At 71.3% G+C, this 17,885-nt stretch carries 17 protein-coding genes; 9 read left to right on the top strand and 8 right to left on the bottom strand.

Features of this window, described 5'->3' with window-relative positions; all coding sequences use genetic code 11:
* Positions 1-5 precede the first annotated feature (5 nt).
* The 5 genes from NI25_RS26525 to NI25_RS26505 form a co-directional block, all read right to left on the bottom strand.
* Complete coding sequence (locus NI25_RS26525) at positions 6-986, bottom strand: SCO2521 family protein (protein WP_061444843.1); 981 nt, start codon at positions 984-986, stop codon at positions 6-8.
* A 1-nt stretch (position 987) separates the two neighbouring features.
* Positions 988-1,953 carry an SCO2522 family protein gene (locus tag NI25_RS26520; protein ID WP_061444842.1) on the bottom strand — a complete coding sequence of 322 codons (966 nt, stop codon included), beginning with the start codon at positions 1,951-1,953 and terminating at the stop codon, positions 988-990.
* Positions 1,950-2,867 (bottom strand): SCO2523 family variant P-loop protein, encoded by a 918-nt coding sequence (locus tag NI25_RS26515; protein WP_061444841.1) that lies wholly within the window; start codon positions 2,865-2,867, stop codon positions 1,950-1,952. The genes NI25_RS26520 and NI25_RS26515 overlap by 4 nt, the downstream gene beginning before the upstream one ends.
* A gap of 2 nt (positions 2,868-2,869) precedes the next feature.
* Positions 2,870-4,714 (bottom strand): SCO2524 family protein, encoded by a 1,845-nt coding sequence (locus NI25_RS26510; RefSeq protein WP_061444840.1) that lies wholly within the window; start codon positions 4,712-4,714, stop codon positions 2,870-2,872.
* Between the two features lie 84 nt (positions 4,715-4,798).
* Entirely contained in the window at positions 4,799-5,572 is a 774-nt protein-coding gene (locus NI25_RS26505) for an SCO2525 family SAM-dependent methyltransferase (RefSeq protein WP_061444839.1), read from the bottom strand.
* Between the two features lie 248 nt (positions 5,573-5,820).
* On the opposite strand from NI25_RS26505, the gene NI25_RS26500 reads away from it, so the two are divergent.
* Complete coding sequence (locus NI25_RS26500; protein WP_061444838.1) at positions 5,821-6,378, top strand: GNAT family N-acetyltransferase; 558 nt, start codon at positions 5,821-5,823, stop codon at positions 6,376-6,378.
* On the opposite strand, the gene NI25_RS26495 is transcribed toward NI25_RS26500, so the two are convergent.
* Positions 6,375-7,070, bottom strand: a complete 696-nt coding sequence (locus NI25_RS26495) for a TerB family tellurite resistance protein (protein ID WP_061444837.1) — start codon at positions 7,068-7,070, stop codon at positions 6,375-6,377. The genes NI25_RS26500 and NI25_RS26495 overlap by 4 nt on opposite strands.
* A gap of 184 nt (positions 7,071-7,254) precedes the next feature.
* Positions 7,255-8,976 carry a 2-isopropylmalate synthase gene (leuA, locus tag NI25_RS26490; protein WP_061444836.1) on the bottom strand — a complete coding sequence of 574 codons (1,722 nt, stop codon included), beginning with the start codon at positions 8,974-8,976 and terminating at the stop codon, positions 7,255-7,257.
* Positions 8,977-9,328: 352 nt separating this feature from the next.
* Between leuA and NI25_RS26485 the strand changes: the two genes are divergently transcribed.
* The 7 genes from NI25_RS26485 (at position 9,329) to NI25_RS26455 (ending at position 15,446) form a co-directional block, all read left to right on the top strand.
* Positions 9,329-10,399: a M4 family metallopeptidase gene (locus NI25_RS26485; RefSeq protein WP_061444835.1), complete on the top strand. Its 1,071-nt coding sequence runs from the start codon at positions 9,329-9,331 to the stop codon at positions 10,397-10,399.
* Positions 10,400-10,420: 21 nt separating this feature from the next.
* A complete protein-coding gene (locus tag NI25_RS26480; protein WP_061444834.1) occupies positions 10,421-10,687 on the top strand; it encodes a protealysin inhibitor emfourin in 267 nt (88 codons plus the stop codon).
* A gap of 57 nt (positions 10,688-10,744) precedes the next feature.
* The gene (locus NI25_RS26475) at positions 10,745-12,082 is read left to right on the top strand and encodes a GH1 family beta-glucosidase (protein ID WP_061444833.1); all 1,338 of its coding nucleotides are present in this window, start codon (positions 10,745-10,747) and stop codon (positions 12,080-12,082) included.
* Between the two features lie 105 nt (positions 12,083-12,187).
* On the top strand, positions 12,188-13,267 hold the full coding sequence (locus NI25_RS26470; RefSeq protein WP_061444832.1) for a PhoH family protein: 1,080 nt from the start codon (positions 12,188-12,190) through the stop codon (positions 13,265-13,267).
* Between the two features lie 12 nt (positions 13,268-13,279).
* Entirely contained in the window at positions 13,280-13,777 is a 498-nt protein-coding gene (ybeY, locus tag NI25_RS26465; RefSeq protein WP_061444831.1) for an rRNA maturation RNase YbeY, read from the top strand.
* Positions 13,774-15,078, top strand: a complete 1,305-nt coding sequence (locus NI25_RS26460) for a hemolysin family protein (protein ID WP_061444830.1) — start codon at positions 13,774-13,776, stop codon at positions 15,076-15,078. The genes ybeY and NI25_RS26460 overlap by 4 nt, the downstream gene beginning before the upstream one ends.
* Entirely contained in the window at positions 15,075-15,446 is a 372-nt protein-coding gene (locus tag NI25_RS26455) for an MmcQ/YjbR family DNA-binding protein (protein WP_061444829.1), read from the top strand. The genes NI25_RS26460 and NI25_RS26455 overlap by 4 nt, the downstream gene beginning before the upstream one ends.
* On the opposite strand, the gene NI25_RS26450 is transcribed toward NI25_RS26455, so the two are convergent.
* Positions 15,408-16,868: an MFS transporter gene (locus tag NI25_RS26450; protein WP_061447110.1), complete on the bottom strand. Its 1,461-nt coding sequence runs from the start codon at positions 16,866-16,868 to the stop codon at positions 15,408-15,410. The genes NI25_RS26455 and NI25_RS26450 overlap by 39 nt on opposite strands.
* 109 nt (positions 16,869-16,977) lie before the next feature.
* Here NI25_RS26450 and NI25_RS26445 point away from each other — a divergent pair, with 109 nt between their 5' ends.
* Positions 16,978-17,874, top strand: a complete 897-nt coding sequence (locus tag NI25_RS26445; RefSeq protein WP_061444828.1) for a helix-turn-helix transcriptional regulator — start codon at positions 16,978-16,980, stop codon at positions 17,872-17,874.
* Positions 17,875-17,885: the final 11 nt, after the last annotated feature.

The following is a 17,885-nucleotide window of genomic DNA, read 5'->3' as shown; positions in this document are numbered from 1 at the left end:
CGCGGTCAGGGAGCCGGCTCCACCTCCCGGTGGGCTGCGGGAATGGCGTGCAGGGTGAGCTGGTCGCGGATGCGCTGCACCAGGGCCTGCCATTGCCGGGTGAAGCCGGGCCGTTCCTCCAGCGGGTCCCACAGCGCGGCGAGTTCGCGGCCGACCCGGGCGCCGGGCATCCACAGGTGGAGCAGGTGGTCGACGGCCGGGCGCAGGGTCCGTACGACGGCGCCGGCGTCCTGGGCGGCTCCGGCGCCGAGACGGAGGCCGTCGAGCATGCGGACGACGGTGGTGAGCAGCCAGTCGTGCAGCGCGAGGTCGTCGCAGAGCGCGGCCAGTTCGGTGCCGGGGGTGCCCTCGGGCACACGCAGGCGCACGGTGCGCAGTTCGTCCTCGGCGAGGGTGAACCGCTCCAGCGAGGGCCCCTCGCCGGGGGCCGCGGGCAGCGCCGCCCAGCGCAGCCGGGTGGGGCGGGAGCGGAAGGGCGGGCGCTGGTCGAGCAGGGGGTGGCGCAGTACCCGGGTGAGCAGGCCGTCGGCGATGAGCCCGACGTCGAGGTCGCCGTGGCGGGGGCCGCCGAGGACACCCTGCGCGACCGCCTCGCGGGGGAGCTTGCCGAGCGGTTCGACGACTCCGGGCCGCACCAGGTACTCGCCCCAGGGGCGCCGCTGGTCGGGTCCGGTGCCGGGCATCCGGCAGTACGCGGAGGTCTGCAGCACCCGGCCCTCGGTGAGTGCGGCGTGCGCGGTGACGGTGCCGACGGCGCGGACGCGGGCGCCGTTGGCGCTGGGCAGGGGGCAGTCGACGCCGGTGAGGGTGTCGGGGGAACGCGCGTAGAGGCCGGGGCGTTCGGAGAGCAGAACGCGTTCGTCGGCGCGCAGACCGAGGAGCTGGGCGGCGGATCGGATGTCGAGGGCCTGCCGGGCGGGCAGCAGGCAGGTGCGGATCTCGCCGCAGGCGAGAACGACGGGCGGGGTGCTCTGCCGCGGCGCCATGTCAGGGCCCCGAGTAGTACACGTAGGAGATGCGGTCGGCGACCGAGTCGGGGACGGGCATGCGTTCCTTCCCGGAGCGGTCGGCGACCTGCGCCAGTGCCCCGGGATCGACCTGGACCTGGTCGAGGATCACGCGGACCGCGTGCTCCACGGGGAGGAAGCGGGTGGGCAGGACGGAGCAGGTGCGGTAGGCGGCGAAGGGGTCCGCCCGCTCGTTGAGCCGGAGCAGGGTGGGCAGCTCGTCCCACTTGTCGGGGAACCCGCCGGCGGTGTGCGGCCGTGGCGCGAGGACGGCCTCGCCCTCGTTGCGCAGGAGTCCGAGGCGGGCGAGTTGCCAGACGGCGGCGAGGAAGGGGCAGGACCACAGGCGCTGCCCGTCGGCGTCGTCGCTCCACAGCTCGACGTCGAGGAAGACGGAGTGGCGGCGGGCGGCGGTCTCGTGCGGGGGCTGCCAGGGCACGGCCCGCTTCATGGCCTGCGGGGCGCGGGCGACGGGACTGCGTTCGCCGTTGGCGAGCCAGCCGGTCTGCGCGGCGGGCGGGCGCAGGCCGTAGCTGCCCGGCGGCGGGGACTCGACGATACGGGCGGCCACCGCCTCGGCGACGGGCACCTTGCCGGTGACGGCGCAGCCGGACTCGCGGGCCAGGTAGTCGACGGTCAGTCCGGCCCGCTCGGCCTCCTCCAGGAGCATGGGGACGACGTCGGCGGGGGTGGAGAAACGGGTGAAGTAGTCGTCGATGAGGAAGCAGGTGCTGATCCGGGCCCGCTTGCCGCCGGCCCGGGCGGTGGCGGCGGTACGGGCCGCCTCCACCCAGGGCCGTACTTCGGCGAAGTGCGCGCGCAGCCGCTCCGGTCCGGCCTCGAAGTCCTCCATGTAGAGGTGGCCGAGCTCCACGGAGAGGTGGGCCAGCGGAACGGACTGGGTGCGCGGCTCGGCGGCGGTCTCGCGGAACACGGGCTCCGTCACAGCCGCCCCCAGTGGGTGTCGTCCGTCAGGCGCCGGGCGATCTCCTCCAGCGCCTCCAGGGTCTCCTTGTTCGCTATCTGGGTGGAGAGGACGTCCTCCTCGGTGATCAGCTGCTCCTGCCACTGGAGGATGGGTTCCAGCGGAACGATGCCGAGGACGACGCTGTCGCCGATGCGGTGCTCGGCGGCGAGCCGGCGCAGCGCCTCGTCGCACGCCTGCATCCAGGTGGCCTGGGCGGTGGAGCCCTGCGACCACAGGGGCGACTCGGGGTCGGGCACGGCTGCCCGCACGAAGCGGATCGCGGAGCGCAGGTCGTCCTCGTCGTGGCCGCGCTCGACACCGCCGCCGATGATCCCGTGCTCGGCGTGGACGAGTCCGGAGGCGGCGATCACGTGCTGGCGGGTCCAGCGGTGGAAGACCAGCCAGCGGAAGGGGACGTTGCGCATCCGGGGGTGGGCGGTGGCGTCGAGGACCATGTCGACGGCGTAGCTGCGGCCGGCGCTGAGGTCGACGAAGGTGACGTCGAACTCGTTGTTGAGCTTGAGCAGCAGGTCGACGCAGCGTTCCAGGGCCTCCTCGCCGGTGGCGAACTCGCCGCCGCCCGCGTCGCCGGGGAACAGGACCAGGCGGCCGGACTGGTTGGGGCGGGCGCGCAGCAGGGGGTGCTCGGTCTGCCGCCAGACGTCGATGCGGACCGGTTCGGCGGTCTCGCCCTCCAGGTAGGAGTGCAGGCCCAGTTCCTCGGTGCCGCGCATGGCGCCGGGCACGTCGAAGACGGCGGCGGCGGTGGGCGAGCCGAAGTCGAAGTCGACGTAGGCCACGTGGTCACCGGTGAGGGCCCGCTGGTAGGCCAGGTTGGCGCTGGTGACCGAGCGTCCCGTGCCTCCCTTGTCGGAGGCGGCGAAGACCAGCACCCTCACACCTCCTGGGCGGCGGCGCCCCTGGCCTGGGCCAGGGTGTCGAGTTCCTGGAGCACGGGCAGGGCCAGGGCGAAGGCGGTCGCGGGCCGGTCGTCGACCAGGCTGCGGGCGTGGTCGAGGCGGCTCTCGATGCTCCGCATGGCCCGGGCTCTGCTTCCGTCGGGGGCGGCGGACGCCTCCAGTTGCTCCTTGCCGAACAGGTGGGTGGCCTCACTCAGCAACTCGCGCGCCAATTCGGCGAGTTCGGGGCTGCGGATGGGTTGCTGCTCGTAGAGGATGCGGGCGGCGACGAGGCACTCGGTGACGCGCTCGGTGATGCTCCAGGACATGCGCAGTCCGGCGTCGTGGGCGTCGGGGTAGACCGCCCGGATGTTGTCCCAGAGGCCGGAGCCCTCCCCCTCGTCGATGCGCCGCTTCCACAGGTGCTCGAAGGACTGCTCGGCGAGGCGGAGCAGCCGGTCCTGGGCGCCGATGTTCCGGGAGAGTTCGGCGAGCTGGATGATCCGTTTGAGGAGCTGGGCGGAGAAGTCGGTCATCCGCCACATGAGTTGGCCGCCCGTACGCTCGGACCCGGCGAGCGGCATGGTGACGCCGGGGGTGTGCAGCAGGATCGTCGGGTCGTTCTTGGTCATGCGGCTGGTGACCCGGCCGCGGTCGGCGAGGCGCTCCATGATGGCGACGGTGCGGGTGAGGTCGTCGTCCGTCGCCTTCCGGCGGACCAGGTCGTGGACGAGGATGGCCGCGACGGTCAGGGAGAAGTACTCGGACTCCAGGCGCAGGCCGGTGGTCTGCCAGGGCAGGTCCTCCAGGGGCCAGCGCTCGCCGCCGAAGCGGGCGATCGCGGACCAGTACTGCTGGCTCAGCTCCCAGCGCAGGCGCAGCATCTCGGCGAGTTTCTGCTGGTCCTCGTCGAGCAGGCCGAGGGTGAGGGTGCGGTCGGAGAACAGGTCCTGGATGCCGTCGAGGGCGACGACGGTGAAGTACACGTAGGGCAGCCGGTCGGCGATGCCGTCGGGCTGGCCGGGGACGTCGGCGTTCAGGTCGGTGATCTTCGGGGCGCCCTCGACGATGCCCCAGGCCCAGCCGCACTCGAAGAGCTGGCTCTCGTCGCGGATGCCCTCGTCGACCTGAATGCCTCGCGACAGGCTCTCGATGATGGTGGCGCGCAGCGGGCGTAACCGGCGGGAGAACTGCTGGAGGACGATCCGGTCGGACTGTCCGCCCTGGCCGATGACCTGGATGAGCCGCTTGCCCTGCTCCGACTCGGAGTCGAAGACGTTCACGGCGAAGGAGCGCAGCAGGCTGACCATCGCGGCGGTCAGCCGGTCGTTGGTCGCCTCCCTCAGCTCGGCGATCGCCTTGAGGACCTCGGGCCGGGTCGTGGTGCCCTCGTAGACCTTGAGGAAACCGAGGGTGGCGAGGCAGAGCGTGACGGACATGGAGTAGGAGTCGACCACGCCGAGCTGGCGCTGCTCGTGGCTGACGGTGCCGCCGGGCTCGGAGGGGCGGAAGTAGTGTCCGCCGGAGAAGGTGGGGCTGTCGTCCGTGCCGGTGTGGGTGCGCATGAACTGGGTCAGCGCGGCGATCAGGTTGGGCGGGATCTCCAGCCGGCTGCCGACCCGGTCGAGGGCGCGCAGGACGTCGCGTTCGGTGGTGTCCGGCTGGTCGAGGCGGAAGGCGGGGACCTCGGTGGCCGGATACAGCAGGCAGAGCAGGCGTTCGGCGTCCGCGACGCTGCTCAGTCCGTCGGTGTCCCCCCGGACGAGCTTGCCGTCGTCGAACGAATGACGGGCCATGGCCTGCCAGATGTCCAGCAGGTGCTGGCGTGGCTTGATCTGCATCCCCGCACCCCTCGTACAGATCTCGTTGCCCTGTGTTCGGCAGCGTCCCCGTTGTGATGGTCCCCGTTGAGCATGTCCCCGTTCCTACGGGGCGGCAATCTCGGAATCGCGCCGTCCCAGGGCGAGGAGCATTCCCTCGTGTCCCGGCCGCACCGAGTGGTGCAGGTCGTGGATCTCCAGCTCCCCCGTGAACGGCTCCAGGCTCTGTCTGACCGTCTCCTCGTTCACCCGGTAGGCCGGGTAGTCGTGTTCGCCGACTCGGTAGCCGAGGGACTCCTTCATGAAGGCGGCGGCGAACGGCGCCCCCCGGTCCAGCGCGTTCATGAAGCACCGCACGCCCCGGTGGAACTCCTCGGGGGCCTCGGACATGGAGTCCGCGACGAAGAACATGGTCCCCAGGGACCAGCGCCGGTCCCCGCCCTCCAGGTCGAACAGGTTGCCGCGCTCGACCCGGACGATGTCGGCGACCAGCGGTCTCGGTTCGACGGCGGCGTAGGCGGGCACCTCGCGCAGCACGTCCCAGAAGGGGTCCCAGGCGATGTCGTACCCGGCCGGGGAGACCTGCTTCTCCAGGTACTCGACGTTCGGGTGCGCGTACTCCAGCAGGAGCAGCTTCTCGCACCACGGCAGCATGGACAGGGCGGGGTACAGGTTGGCTCCGGCGCCGACGTCGATGCCGCGCGCGGTGCGCGGGAGGGCGCCGTCGAAGCAGCGGGTGAAGTAGTCGCGCATCAACCGGACGATCAGCAGGTCCACTTCGAGTGGTGTCCGGTAGTTGTTGTCGACGTACACCTCTGGATCGAACTTCGACCAAGGCGCGTCGGCGTTGCGATCCATAGTCACCCTGCCACGTTCCATTCGATTTTGGACATATCCCCAGCACTGTTCACGGTAAGTGACACCGTCACTACGAACCAGTACGTGAATACGCCATCCTCATCCGCCCGGCGCACGTCGGGCGCATGGTCGCACACCCGAACTCGCCCTTGCATGAGGGAAGTTGGGCGCTCACTCTAGCCAGAAGCAGACACTGGCCGCCACAGGAGTCCTTCACTCGACCGAGTGCGGCACGGATGCCCGAGAGTTGACGCAGACCAGGGGGTTGCATGACCGCCGAACCGCTGGAACGTTCCCTCGACCACCACGACCCGCTCACCGGAACCGGCCTGCCACCGGACGACCTGCCACTGGACCTGCGCACGGCACGGGAGTCCGATCTGCCGGAGCTGCGGCGGCTGGACGAGGAGGTCTTCCAGGACTTCGCCTATCCCGGGTTCCTGCTGCGCCAGCTCTTCGACATGTACGAGGAGCACTTCCTGGTCCTCGACGACGGTACGGGCCGGCTGCGCGGCTACGTGCTGGCCGCCACCCGGACGCTCGGTACGGACAGCTGGATACTCGGGCTGTGCGTCACCATGGACCGGCGCCGCCACGGGCTGGGCCGGGAGTTGATGCGGGAGGTCCTGAGCCGTCTGCGCCGGGACGGCATACAGGTGGTCCGCCTCACCGTGGAGCCCGCCAACCTCGCCGCCATCTTCCTCTACCGGTCCCTGGGCTTCCGTCCCGAGGAACCCGACGGCGGACTGCGTCCGGACTACTTCGGACCGGGCGTGCACCGCCAGATCATGCGGCTGGACCTCGCGCCGGAGCAGGACCTGCCCTAGGACGGCGTCCCCGCCGACTCCAGGAGGCGGGTGACGTCGTCGGAGCAGAGGGTCAGGGCCGCGCCGACGGTGGCCAGGGCGTCGCGTTCGGCGGGGGTGTAGGGACCGTCGGCCAGGGCGATGCGGGCGCCCTGGAGGAGGATCGACTCGCGGCCGACGGCGGCGAGGTGCGGGGCCAGCGGGTCCAGGGCCTCGTGCAGTTCTATCGCCAGGCCCGGCACGCAGGGTTCGCCGCGGACCCGGCCGGTGTCCGCCTCCAGCGCCTCGACGAGCGCGTTCAGCCGGTCCTCGGTGCAGTCCTCGAAGCCGGCCGCGCGCACCGCCACGGCGGCGGTCTCCAGCGAGGTGCGGGAGCAGGTGCCGCCCGCGGTCAGGACCGCCAGGGCGACGGTGTGGACGGCGTCGCGGAGCATCGCGGAGAAGCGGGTGGTGGTCGGGTGGTCGAGGACGTCGGTGCCGTAGTGGCGGCGGCAGGCCGCGCACTCGACGGCCGGCGCGGACTCGCCGCGGGGCAGCACGGGCACGCCGAGCACGGTGAAGCGGCGGTGGCCGGTGAGCCGGGTGTAGTTGCGGTCGCCGCCGCAGCCGGGGCAGAAGAACTCGCCGTCGCCCACGGGTGTCCACGCGGTGCGGGTGCCCAGAATGCGTGGCAGCCGGGCAGCTCGGCTGGTTCGTCCCCGTCCAGGCAGCACGTCGCACCTCCGTAACGGCGCGACAGCATCGTCGCGCTGGCGTGATGTTAGCCACATCACCGACGTGGAGTCAGTACCCCGGACGAGACCTTTTCGTGACCATCACAGATATATGGCCGGTATATGACGGGGTCCCGCCCGCCGGTTTCCGGCGAGCGGGACCTCAAACCACCGTTTCGGCTGGTCAGCGCGCCGCGCGGTTGACGGCGGAGACGATGGCCTTCAGCGAGGCGCGCGTGGTGTTCGCGTCGATTCCGATGCCCCACAGCACCTTGTCGCCGATGGCGCACTCGATGTAGGAGGCGGCCTGCGCGGAGGCGCCCTCGCTCATCGTGTGCTCCTGGTAGTCCAGCAGCCGCACGTCGATGCCGACGCCCTGCAGCGCGTGGAAGAACGCCGAGATCGGGCCGTTGCCGGTGCCGACCAGGGTGGTCTCCTCGCCGTCGACCGTGGCGTCGACGGTGAGGGTGTCGACGCCGTCGCGGTCGGTCGTGGTCTGCCCGTTGGCGACCTGGATGCGGCCCCAGGGGTTCTCGGGGTTGGGCAGGTACTCGTCCTGGAAGACGTCCCAGATCGCGGTCGGGGTGATCTCGCCGCCCTCGGCGTCCGTCTTGGCCTGGATGATCTTCGAGAACTCGATCTGCATCCGGCGCGGCAGGTCCAGGCTGTGGTCGTTCTTCAGGACGTAGGCGATGCCGCCCTTGCCGGACTGCGAGTTGACGCGGATGACCGCCTCGTAGGAGCGGCCGACGTCCTTGGGGTCGATCGGCAGGTAGGGGACCGCCCACTCGATGTCGTCGACGGTGACGCCCTTGGCCTTCGCCTCGGCCTCCATGGCGTCGAAGCCCTTCTTGATGGCGTCCTGGTGGGAGCCGGAGAAGGACGTGTAGACCAGGTCGCCCACGTACGGGTGGCGCGGGTGGACCTCCATCTGGTTGCAGTACTCCCACGTGCGACGGATCTCGTCGATGTCGGAGAAGTCGATCTGCGGGTCGACGCCCTGGGAGAACAGGTTCATGCCCAGGGTGACCAGGTCGACGTTGCCGGTGCGCTCGCCCTGCCCGAACAGGCAGCCCTCGATGCGGTCGGCGCCGGCCATCAGCGCCAGCTCGGCCGCCGCCACGGCCGTGCCGCGGTCGTTGTGCGGGTGGACGGACAGGCAGACGTACTCGCGGCGGGACAGGTTGCGGCCCATCCACTCGAAGCGGTCGGCGTGCGTGGACGGCGTCGAACGCTCCACCGTGGCCGGCAGGTTGAGGATGATCTCGCGGCCGGGGCCGGGCTGGTAGGTGTCCATCACCGCCTCGCAGACCTCCAGGGCGAAGTCCAGCTCGGTGTCGGTGAAGATCTCGGGGCTGTACTGGTAGCCGAACTCCGTCTCGGGGCCCAGCAGCTTCTCGGCGTACTCCATGACCAGGCGGGTGCCGTCGACCGCGATCTGCTTGATGTCGTCGCGCGAGCCGCGGAAGACGACCCGGCGGAAGACGGGGGCGGTCGCGTTGTACAGGTGGACGGTGGCCCGCCTGGCGCCCTTCAGGGACTCCACCGTGCGCTCGATCAGGTCCTCGCGGGCCTGGGTCAGTACGGAGATGGTGACGTCGTCGGGGATCGCGTCCGGGTCCTCGATGATGGACCGTACGAAGTCGAAGTCGGTCTGGCCGGAGGCCGGGAAACCGACCTCGATCTCCTTGTAGCCCATCTTGACCAGCAGGTCGAACATGGCGCGCTTGCGGACCGGCGACATGGGGTCGATCAGGGCCTGGTTGCCGTCGCGCAGGTCGGTGGAGAGCCAGCGGGGAGCGGTGGTGATCCGCTGGTTCGGCCAGGTGCGGTCGGCGATGTCGACCTGGTCGTAGCCGCGGTACTTGGCGGTCGGCATGGGGCTGGGCTGCTGGCGGTTGGCCATGATGGCGTGGGCTCCTCGTGATGTCCGCGGATCTCGGCGGTGTCCGCGTCGTCCGCGTGTCCGGAAGGACGGCCGACGGCACCACCAAGCTCCGCGGGGAGGGAGTCGGCCTCTACAGGCCCTCGCCGCGGCAGCTAAGGAGAAGCAGCCCGAATCGCATGATGCCCAGCACCTTAGCCGAGTCACGCGGGTCACGCGGGTCCGTATCAGTATGCGGGACCGAGGCCGGAACCGGGACAAAAAGTGCCGTATACCACTCACGGCCGGATCGCGGAGCCACCTTGGCGCCGTCGTGCACCAATCGTGGTTGCGGGTGGTGACAGTCCGGTCACGCAGTGCGAAAGTGCCGGACATGACGACATACGGGGGCTTCCAGCCCGTCTTCTGCACCATCGTGCCGCCCCACGTGCTCGACCGGCTCGCCCAGCACGCCGATCCGGTGCTCGCCGGGCCCGCCCGGCGCACCCTCCAGCGCGACGCCCTGGAGCGCACCCGCCGCGGTCTGACCACGGTCATCGGCGCCCCCGCCGTGGCCCCGCTCGCCGGCGCCGAGCCCGGGAAGCCGCAGCGCACGATCTACGACGCCCGGCACGGCACCGACCTGCCGGGCCGCAAGGTGCGCGGAGAGGGCGACGAGCCCGGCCAGGACGCCACGGTGAACCGGGCCTACGCGGGCCTGGGCGCCACCTTCGAGCACTACCTCACGGTGTACCGGCGCGACTCCATCGACGGCGCCGGGCTGCCGCTGGACGCGACCGTGCACTACGACCGCGAGTACAACAACGCGTTCTGGAACGGCGAGCAGATGGTCTTCGGCGACGGGGACGGGGAGATCTTCCTCGACTTCACCGTCGCCCTGGACGTGATCGGCCACGAGCTGACCCACGGCGTCACCCAGCACACCGCCAACCTGACCTACTACGGGCAGCCCGGCGCGCTCAACGAGTCGGTGTCGGACGTCTTCGGCTCCCTCATCAAGCAGTACGCGCAGGGCCAGACCGCCGCCGAGGCCGACTGGCTGATCGGCGCCGGACTGCTCGCCCCGCGCGTGACGGGCGAGGCGCTGCGCTCGATGAAGGCACCGGGCACGGCCTACGACGACGACGTGCTCGGCAAGGACCCGCAGCCCGCGACGATGGACGACTACGTGCGCACCGGCCGCGACAACGGCGGCGTCCACATCAACTCCGGCATCCCCAACCGCGCCTTCTACCTCTTCGCCACCGAGCTGGGCGGACACGCCTGGGAGCGGGCCGGGCAGGTCTGGTACGACGTGCTGACCGGCGGCGAGCTGGCCCAGGACGCGCCGTTCGCGGACTTCGCGACGCTGACCCTGAAGGCAGCCCGGGAGCGCTACGGCGACGGGGACGTGCTGGAGGCGGTCGGCAAGGCCTGGGAGCAGGTCGGGGTGCGGACGCTGTAGTTCCGTACTAGACACGGGTCCATGCGGATTCAGGTGAGGCGCACAGGAGGCTTCGCGGGCATCGAACGCCACGCGGAGGTCGACACGGCGGGACGCCCCGACGCGGCCGAGTGGCACGCCCTGGCCGAGCGGGCGGTCGCCGGCGGCCGGACCACCCCGCCGGTCGGGGTGCCGGACGGGTTCAGCTACCAGCTCACCGTGGACGGGCGGACGGTGTACGCCGCCGATCCACGGCTCACCGAAGAACAGCGCGCGCTGATCTCGCGGGTGCTGAAGGAGGGCGCGTAACGCCGCCCGCGTGCACGGGCGTTGACTTCGCTTACCGCGGGTACGGATGATCCGCGCATGGCGACTGACGACGCGATGCCGGCGAAGCCGATGCCGCGGTTCCCGGACGGCTTCCTGTGGGGCGTGTCCACGTCCGCGCACCAGATCGAGGGTGCGGCCGCTCTGCGGGGGCCCTCCGTGTGGGACGCCTTCACGGCCGAGCCCGGGCGGGTGAAGGACGGCTCGACGGCGGCCGTGGCCTGCGACCACTACCACCGCTACCGCGAGGACGTGGCCCTGCTCGCGGACCTCGGCGTGGACGCGTACCGCTTCTCGGTCTCCTGGACCCGGGCGGACTCCCCCGGCGGCCTCGACTTCTACGACCGCCTGGTGGACGAGCTGTGCGCGGCGGGCGTGCGGCCGGTCGCGACCCTCTTCCACTGGGACCTGCCGGCCGGCCTCGACTGGCTGGAGCGGGACACGGCGGCCCGGTTCGCCGAGTACGTGTCGGCCGTCGCGGGGCGCCTCGGCGACCGGGTCGGCAAGTGGATCACCCTCAACGAGCCCGCCGAGCACACCCTGCTCGGCCACGCCCTGGGCACCCACGCCCCCGGCCGGAAACTGCTGTTCGACGCGCTCCCGGCCGCCCACCACCAGCTCCTCGCGCACGGTCTCGCGGTCCGGGCCCTGCGCGCGGCCGGGATGGCGGACGTCGGCATCGCCAACTCGCACGGCCCGACCTGGCCGGCCTCCGACGACCCGGCGGACCGGGAGGCGGCGGAGTTCTACGACCTCCTGCTGAACCGGATGTTCGCCGACCCGCTCCTCACGGGGCGGTACCCGGAGGGCATCGGCGACCTCATGCCGGGTGACGTGGCGGCCGACCTGGAGATCATCGCCGAGCCCCTGGACTGGTACGGCGTGAACTACTACGCGCCGACGCGGGTGGGCGCCCCGCAGGGTGCCGAGATCGAGTTCGGCGGGGTGACGCTCCCTGCCGAACTTCCCTTCTCGGTGCGCGAGATCGAGGGGCGGCCGCTGACGGACTTCGGCTGGCCGGTCGTCCCCGAGGGACTGACGGAACTGCTCACCGGCTTCCGCGAGCGCTACGGCGACCGCCTCCCGCCGGTCGTGATCACGGAGAACGGCTGCTCCTACGAGGGCCTCGACGACCGGGACCGGATCGCCTACCTCGACGGGCACGTGCGCGCCCTGCACCGGGCGGTGGAGGCGGGCGTGGACGTGCGCGGTTACTTCGTGTGGTCGCTCCTGGACAACTTCGAGTGGGCCGAGGGGTACGCCCGCCGCTTCGGACTGGTCCACGTGGACTTCGCGACGCTGGAGCGCACGCCCAAGGCGTCGTACGGCTGGTTCCGGGATCTGCTCGCCGAGCAGCGGCGGGTACCGGTCGGATAAACGACTCGGTGCTGTGGGCGGGGAGTCGTACGCTGGAGTCAGCAGACACACCCGTCACGCGGCGCACGCCGCAGAGGAGGACGAGCAGGCCTAGAGCGCCGGCCCATGACTCAGACACCCTCAGCCCACACCCCCGCGCAGGGGCAGGCGAGAGCACAGATCACCGTCCCCGCCCAGCACCCGATGGTGACCGTTCTGGGCTCCGGAGACTCCCTCCTGCGTGTGATCGAGAAGGCCTTCCCGGCGGCCGACATCCACGTCCGGGGCAATGAGATCAGCGCCGTCGGTGACACGCATGAGGTCGCCCTCGTACAGCGCGTGTTCGACGAGATGATGCTGGTGCTGCGCACCGGGCAGCCGATGACGGAGGACGCAGTGGAACGCTCGATCGCCATGCTCAAGGCGAGCGAGAACGGGGAGAGCGACGGCCAGGAGACCCCGGCCGAGGTGCTCACGCAGAACATCCTGTCCTCGCGCGGCCGCACGATCCGCCCGAAGACGCTGAACCAGAAGCGGTACGTCGACGCGATCGACAAGCACACCATCGTCTTCGGCATCGGCCCCGCGGGCACCGGCAAGACCTACCTGGCGATGGCCAAGGCGGTGCAGGCCCTGCAGTCCAAGCAGGTCAACCGCATCATCCTGACCCGTCCGGCGGTCGAGGCCGGCGAGCGGCTCGGCTTCCTGCCGGGCACGCTGTACGAGAAGATCGACCCGTATCTGCGCCCGCTGTACGACGCGCTGCACGACATGCTGGACCCGGACTCGATCCCGCGGCTGATGGCGGCCGGGACGATCGAGGTCGCGCCGCTGGCGTACATGCGCGGCCGCACGCTGAACGACGCCTTCATCATCCTGGACGAGGCGCAGAACACCAGCCCCGAGCAGATGAAGATGTTCCTGACCCGGCTCGGCTTCGACTCGAAGATCGTGATCACGGGTGACGTGACCCAGGTGGACCTGCCCGGCGGCACGAAGTCGGGTCTGCGGCAGGTGCAGGACATCCTGGAGGGCGTCGAGGACGTCCACTTCTCCCGGCTGACGTCGCACGACGTCGTCCGGCACAAGCTGGTGGGCCGTATCGTCGACGCCTACGAGCAGTACGACAGCAGGAACGGCACCGAGAACGGCGGCCACAACGGCGGCCGGACACCGAGACACGGTGCCAAGGCCAAGGGGAAGTAGACCAGCACGACCATGTCGATCGACGTCAACAACGAGTCCGGAACCGAGGTCGACGAGCAGGCGATCCTCGACATCGCCCGCTACGCGCTCGCGCGGATGCGCATCCACCCGCTCTCCGAGCTCTCGGTGATCGTCGTGGACGCCGGTGCCATGGAGCAGCTGCACATCCAGTGGATGGACCTGCCCGGTCCCACCGACGTGATGTCCTTCCCGATGGACGAGCTGCGTCCGCCGTCCAAGGACGAGGAGGAGCCGCCGCAGGGGCTGCTCGGCGACATCGTGCTCTGCCCGGAGGTAGCCGCCAAGCAGGGCGCGGAGGCGCCGACGCAGCACTCCATGGACGAGGAGCTCCAGCTCCTGACCGTCCACGGGGTGCTGCACCTGCTCGGGTACGACCACGAGGAGCCGGACGAGAAGGCCGAGATGTTCGGTCTGCAGGCCGCGATCGTGGACGGCTGGCGTGCGGAGCGGGGCCTGACCGGCCCGTCCCCGGCCCCGACGGTCTCATGAGTCTCCCGCTCGTCGCCGGTGCCGTCGCCCTGGTGGTGGTCGCCTGGCTGGCCGCGTGCGCGGAGGCGGGGCTCGCGAGGGTCTCCAGCTTCCGCGCCGAGGAGGCGGTGCGCTCCGGGCGCCGGGGCGGCGAGAAGCTCGCCCAGGTCGCCGCCGACCCCACGCGCTACCTCAACGTGGCGCTGCTGGTCCGCGTCGCCTGCGAGATGGCGGCCGCCGCGCTGGTCACGTACGCCTGTCTGAGACAGTTCGACGGCACCGGCGAGGCGCTGATCATCGCCATCGCGGTGATGGTGCTGCTCTCCTACGTCGCCGTCGGGGTCTCCCCGCGCACCATCGGGCGCCAGCACCCGCTGAACACGGCGACCGTCGCGGCGTACGTACTGCTGCCGCTCGCCCGGATCATGGGCCCGATCCCCTCGCTGCTGATCCTCATCGGCAACGCGCTCACCCCCGGCAAGGGCTTCCGCCGGGGCCCCTTCGCCTCGGAGGCCGAGCTGCGGGCGCTGGTGGACTACGCCGAGGCGGAGTCGCTGATCGAGGCCGAGGAGCGCCGCATGGTGCACTCGGTGTTCGAGCTCGGCGACACGCTGGTGCGGGAGGTCATGGTGCCGCGCACCGACCTCGTCGTCATCGAGCGCTACAAGACCATCCGGCAGGCCCTCACCCTCGCCCTGCGCTCCGGTTTCTCCCGGATACCGGTGACCGGCGACAGCGAGGACGACATCGTGGGCATCGTGTACCTGAAGGACCTGGTCCGCAGGACGCACATCAGCCGGGACGCGGAGGGCGACCTGGTCTCCACCGCGATGCGCCCGGCGTCCTTCGTGCCGGACACCAAGAACGCCGGTGACCTGCTGCGCGAGATGCAGAAGGAGCGCAATCACGTCGCCGTCGTCATCGACGAGTACGGCGGCACGGCCGGCATCGTCACCATCGAGGACATCCTCGAGGAGATCGTCGGCGAGATCACCGACGAGTACGACCGGGAGCTGCCGCCGGTGGAGGAGCTGGGCGGGGACCGTTTCCGGGTCACCGCGCGTCTGGACATCGGCGACCTGGGCGAGCTGTACGGCCTGGACGAGTACGACGACGAGGACGTGGAGACCGTCGGCGGTCTGCTCGCGAAGGCACTGGGCCGCGTCCCGATCGCCGGGGCCTCGTCGATCGTGGAGCTGCCCGACGGCCGCGAGCTGCGGCTGACGGCGGAGGCCGCCGCGGGCCGCCGGAACAAGATCGTGACGGTGCTGGTGGAGCCGGTGGCCGCGGCGAAGCCGGCCGAGGAGGCCGTGCCGGAATGACCCCGGCCCAACTGCGCGGCTTCTGTCTCTCCTTCAACGCCGCGGTGGAGGACTTCCCCTTCAGTCCGGAGATCTCGGTCTTCAAGGTGGCGGGGAAGATGTTCGCGCTCACCTCGCTGGACGGGCGCCCGCTCACCGTCAACCTCAAGTGCGACCCGGACGACGCCGTCCGGCTGCGGCGCGAGCACCCGGGGCTGATCGTCCCGGGGTGGCACATGAACAAGCGGCACTGGAACACGGTGACGGTGGCCGGCGGACCGCACGGCGAGCTCCCGGACCGCGTGGTCCGGGAGCTGGTGGAGGACTCGTACGACCTGGTCGTCGCCGGTCTACCGCGTGCCGAGCGGCTCCGCCTCGACCGTCCCTGAGCCGGCCGCCCGGTCGGTGCGCAGCCCCGCCGCGACCAGTACGGCCGCCGCCAGCACGATCGCCGCGTCCAGGACCAGCACCGTGTGGACGCCGGACCGCAGGTCGGTCGCGGTGGTGGCCAGCACGCCGAGCAGCGGGATGCCGACGGTGATGCCGACCTGCTGGGTGGAGGTGACCAGGCCGGTCGCCAGGCCCTGCTCCTCGTCGGGGACGCCGGAGGTGACGGTCAGGCCGTAGGAGATGATCGCGCCCAGATGGCACATGCTGGCCAGGGAGACGGCGGCGGTGGCCAGGAGCACGGACCAGCCGCCCTCCCCCAGCGCCAGCAGGGACAGTCCGAGGGCTCCCTGCCCGGCGAGCGCGCCGACGAGGGTGCGGCGGGCCCCGAAGCGGCCGATGACGCGGGGGGCGAGGGAACCGGCCACCACCGACAGCACGCCCTGCACGCCGAAGACCAGACCTGTCTGGAAGGCGCTCAGGCGCAGGATCTCCTGCAGGTACAGGGTGAGCACGAAGATGACCGTCGACATCATCGAGAAGGTGACCAGTCCGCCCAGGTTGCCCCAGGCCACCGTGCGGCGGCGCAGCATCGGCAGCGAGACGAGCGGCGCCGGGGTGCGGGACTCGACGGCCGCGAACGCGGCCAGGAGCAGCAGGCCCGCCGCGAGGGTGGCGAGGACGTCGGTGCGGCCGAAGCCGTGTTCGGCGGCCGTGGTCAGGGCGTAGATGAGGGAGAGCAGGCCGCCGGTGACGGTGATCGCGCCGGGGACGTCGAGCCGGGGCCGCTCCGGGGTCCGCGACTCGGGCAGCAGACGGGGCGCGAGGGGCAGCACGATCAGGGCGAACAGGGCGAGCAGGCCCATGGTGGAGCGCCAGCTCAGCAGGTCGGTCAGGACGCCGCCGGCCACCATGCCGACGGTGAAGCCGAGCGAGAGCAGGGTGCCGGAGATGCCGAGGGCCCGGTCGCGGGCGGGGCCCTCGGGGAAGGTCGTGGTCAGCAGGGACATGCCGGTCGGGACGATGGCCGCCGCGCCGAGGCCCTGGAGGGCGCGTCCGGCGAGGAAGGAGGCCGGGTCCCAGGCGAGGGTGGCCAGCAGGGAGGCGGCGCCGAAGAGCGCGAGGCCGGCGAGGAAGAGCCGGCGGCGGCCGTAGAGGTCGCCCATGCGGCCGAAGAGCAGCAGGAACCCGCCGGAGGGCAGCGCGAACGCGGTGACCGCCCACTGGAGGGCGGAGGTGCTCATGCCGAGGTCCGCGCCGAGCACGGGCAGGGCGACGTTCAGGACGGAGAAGTCGAGCGCGACCATGAACTGGGCCGCGCAGAGCACGAACAGGACGAGCCGCTCGCGGGCCGAGAGCCGGGGAGCGGCCTGCTGTCCGGCCGCGGGGGCCGGGGTGGGAGTCGGGGTGGTGTCGATCGCCATGGACATGAGCCTCCGGCCCCCGGAATAGTTGTGGGGAGACGCCGATTGTCCTGGTGGTGCCACCACCAGGCACCGGCATGATCGGGATGACCACGGGGGGAGTACGTACGTGCCGGACGTGATCACGAGGGCGGAGGCGTCGTCGGGCCGGGACCGGCGCCGCAGTGAGCTGCGGGAGTTCCTGATGAGCCGGCGGGCCCGGGTGTCCCCGGCCGAGGTCGGTCTGCCGGACGGCGGGGCGCGGCGGCGGACGCCGGGGCTGCGCCGCGAGGAGGTGGCCGTGCTCGCCGGGGTGGGCGCGTCCTGGTACCAGTGGCTGGAGCAGGGCCGCGACATCTCCGTCTCCCCGCAGGTCCTGGACGCGGTCGGCCGGGTGCTGCGGCTCAGCAACGCCGAGCGCCGCCACCTGTACGTGCTGGCCGGGCTGAACCCGCCCGCCGCCGAGGTGGAGCCGGCCAAGCGGGACATGTGCGAGGGGCTGCGGCGGCTGATCGACACGTGGATGCCGTATCCGGCGCACATCATGGACCGGTACTACAACTGCGTGATGTACAACGACGCGGCGGCGATGGTGCTGGGCATGCGGCCCGAGACGACGTGGAACTGCATCGTGGACTACTTCACCGACCCGCTGTACCGCTCCCGCGCCCGCAGCTGGGAGCGCAACGCGCGCACGGTCGTCGCCCAGTTCCGCGCGACCTGCGCGGCCAATCCGGACGACGAGGGCTTCCAGCAGGTGCTGGCCGATCTGAAGGAGGCCAGTGCCGAGTTCGCCGCGCTGTGGGAGGAGCGGGACATCGAGGACGCGGGACAGATCCGCAAGGAGCTGGACCACCCGCTGGTCGGCCTGCTGAGCCTGGAGTCGACGGCGCTCCAGGTGCCCGCCCGCCCCGATCTGACCATCGTGCTGCACACGCCGCTGGACGAGGCGAACACGGCGGCGAAGCTGGAGTGGCTGGCCTCGCCGGAGGGGCGTCGCGGGGCGATGTACCCGGTGGCGGGGTGAGAGCGGACCGG

It is taken from the genome of Streptomyces sp. CCM_MD2014, from assembly GCF_000772045.1.
GTDB lineage: Bacteria > Actinomycetota > Actinomycetes > Streptomycetales > Streptomycetaceae > Streptomyces > Streptomyces salinarius.
This window is presented reverse-complemented; position numbering and strand designations above follow the sequence as displayed.

Excerpts from the sequence above, each read along its gene's own strand:
- NI25_RS26525 (WP_061444843.1), bottom strand. The coding sequence starts at position 986 with ATGGCGCCGCGGCAGAGCACCCCGCCCGTCGTTCTCGCCTGCGGCGAG.
- NI25_RS26510 (WP_061444840.1), bottom strand. The coding sequence starts at position 4,714 with ATGCAGATCAAGCCACGCCAGCACCTGCTGGACATCTGGCAGGCCATG.
- NI25_RS26505 (WP_061444839.1), bottom strand. The coding sequence starts at position 5,572 with ATGGAACGTGGCAGGGTGACTATGGATCGCAACGCCGACGCGCCTTGG.
- NI25_RS26500 (WP_061444838.1), top strand. The coding sequence starts at position 5,821 with ATGACCGCCGAACCGCTGGAACGTTCCCTCGACCACCACGACCCGCTC.
- leuA (WP_061444836.1), bottom strand. The coding sequence starts at position 8,976 with ATGGCCAACCGCCAGCAGCCCAGCCCCATGCCGACCGCCAAGTACCGC.
- NI25_RS26485 (WP_061444835.1), top strand. The coding sequence starts at position 9,329 with ATGACGACATACGGGGGCTTCCAGCCCGTCTTCTGCACCATCGTGCCG.
- NI25_RS26480 (WP_061444834.1), top strand. The coding sequence starts at position 10,421 with ATGCGGATTCAGGTGAGGCGCACAGGAGGCTTCGCGGGCATCGAACGC.
- NI25_RS26475 (WP_061444833.1), top strand. The coding sequence starts at position 10,745 with ATGGCGACTGACGACGCGATGCCGGCGAAGCCGATGCCGCGGTTCCCG.
- NI25_RS26470 (WP_061444832.1), top strand. The coding sequence starts at position 12,188 with ATGACTCAGACACCCTCAGCCCACACCCCCGCGCAGGGGCAGGCGAGA.
- ybeY (WP_061444831.1), top strand. The coding sequence starts at position 13,280 with ATGTCGATCGACGTCAACAACGAGTCCGGAACCGAGGTCGACGAGCAG.
- NI25_RS26460 (WP_061444830.1), top strand. The coding sequence starts at position 13,774 with ATGAGTCTCCCGCTCGTCGCCGGTGCCGTCGCCCTGGTGGTGGTCGCC.
- NI25_RS26455 (WP_061444829.1), top strand. The coding sequence starts at position 15,075 with ATGACCCCGGCCCAACTGCGCGGCTTCTGTCTCTCCTTCAACGCCGCG.
- NI25_RS26450 (WP_061447110.1), bottom strand. The coding sequence starts at position 16,868 with ATGGCGATCGACACCACCCCGACTCCCACCCCGGCCCCCGCGGCCGGA.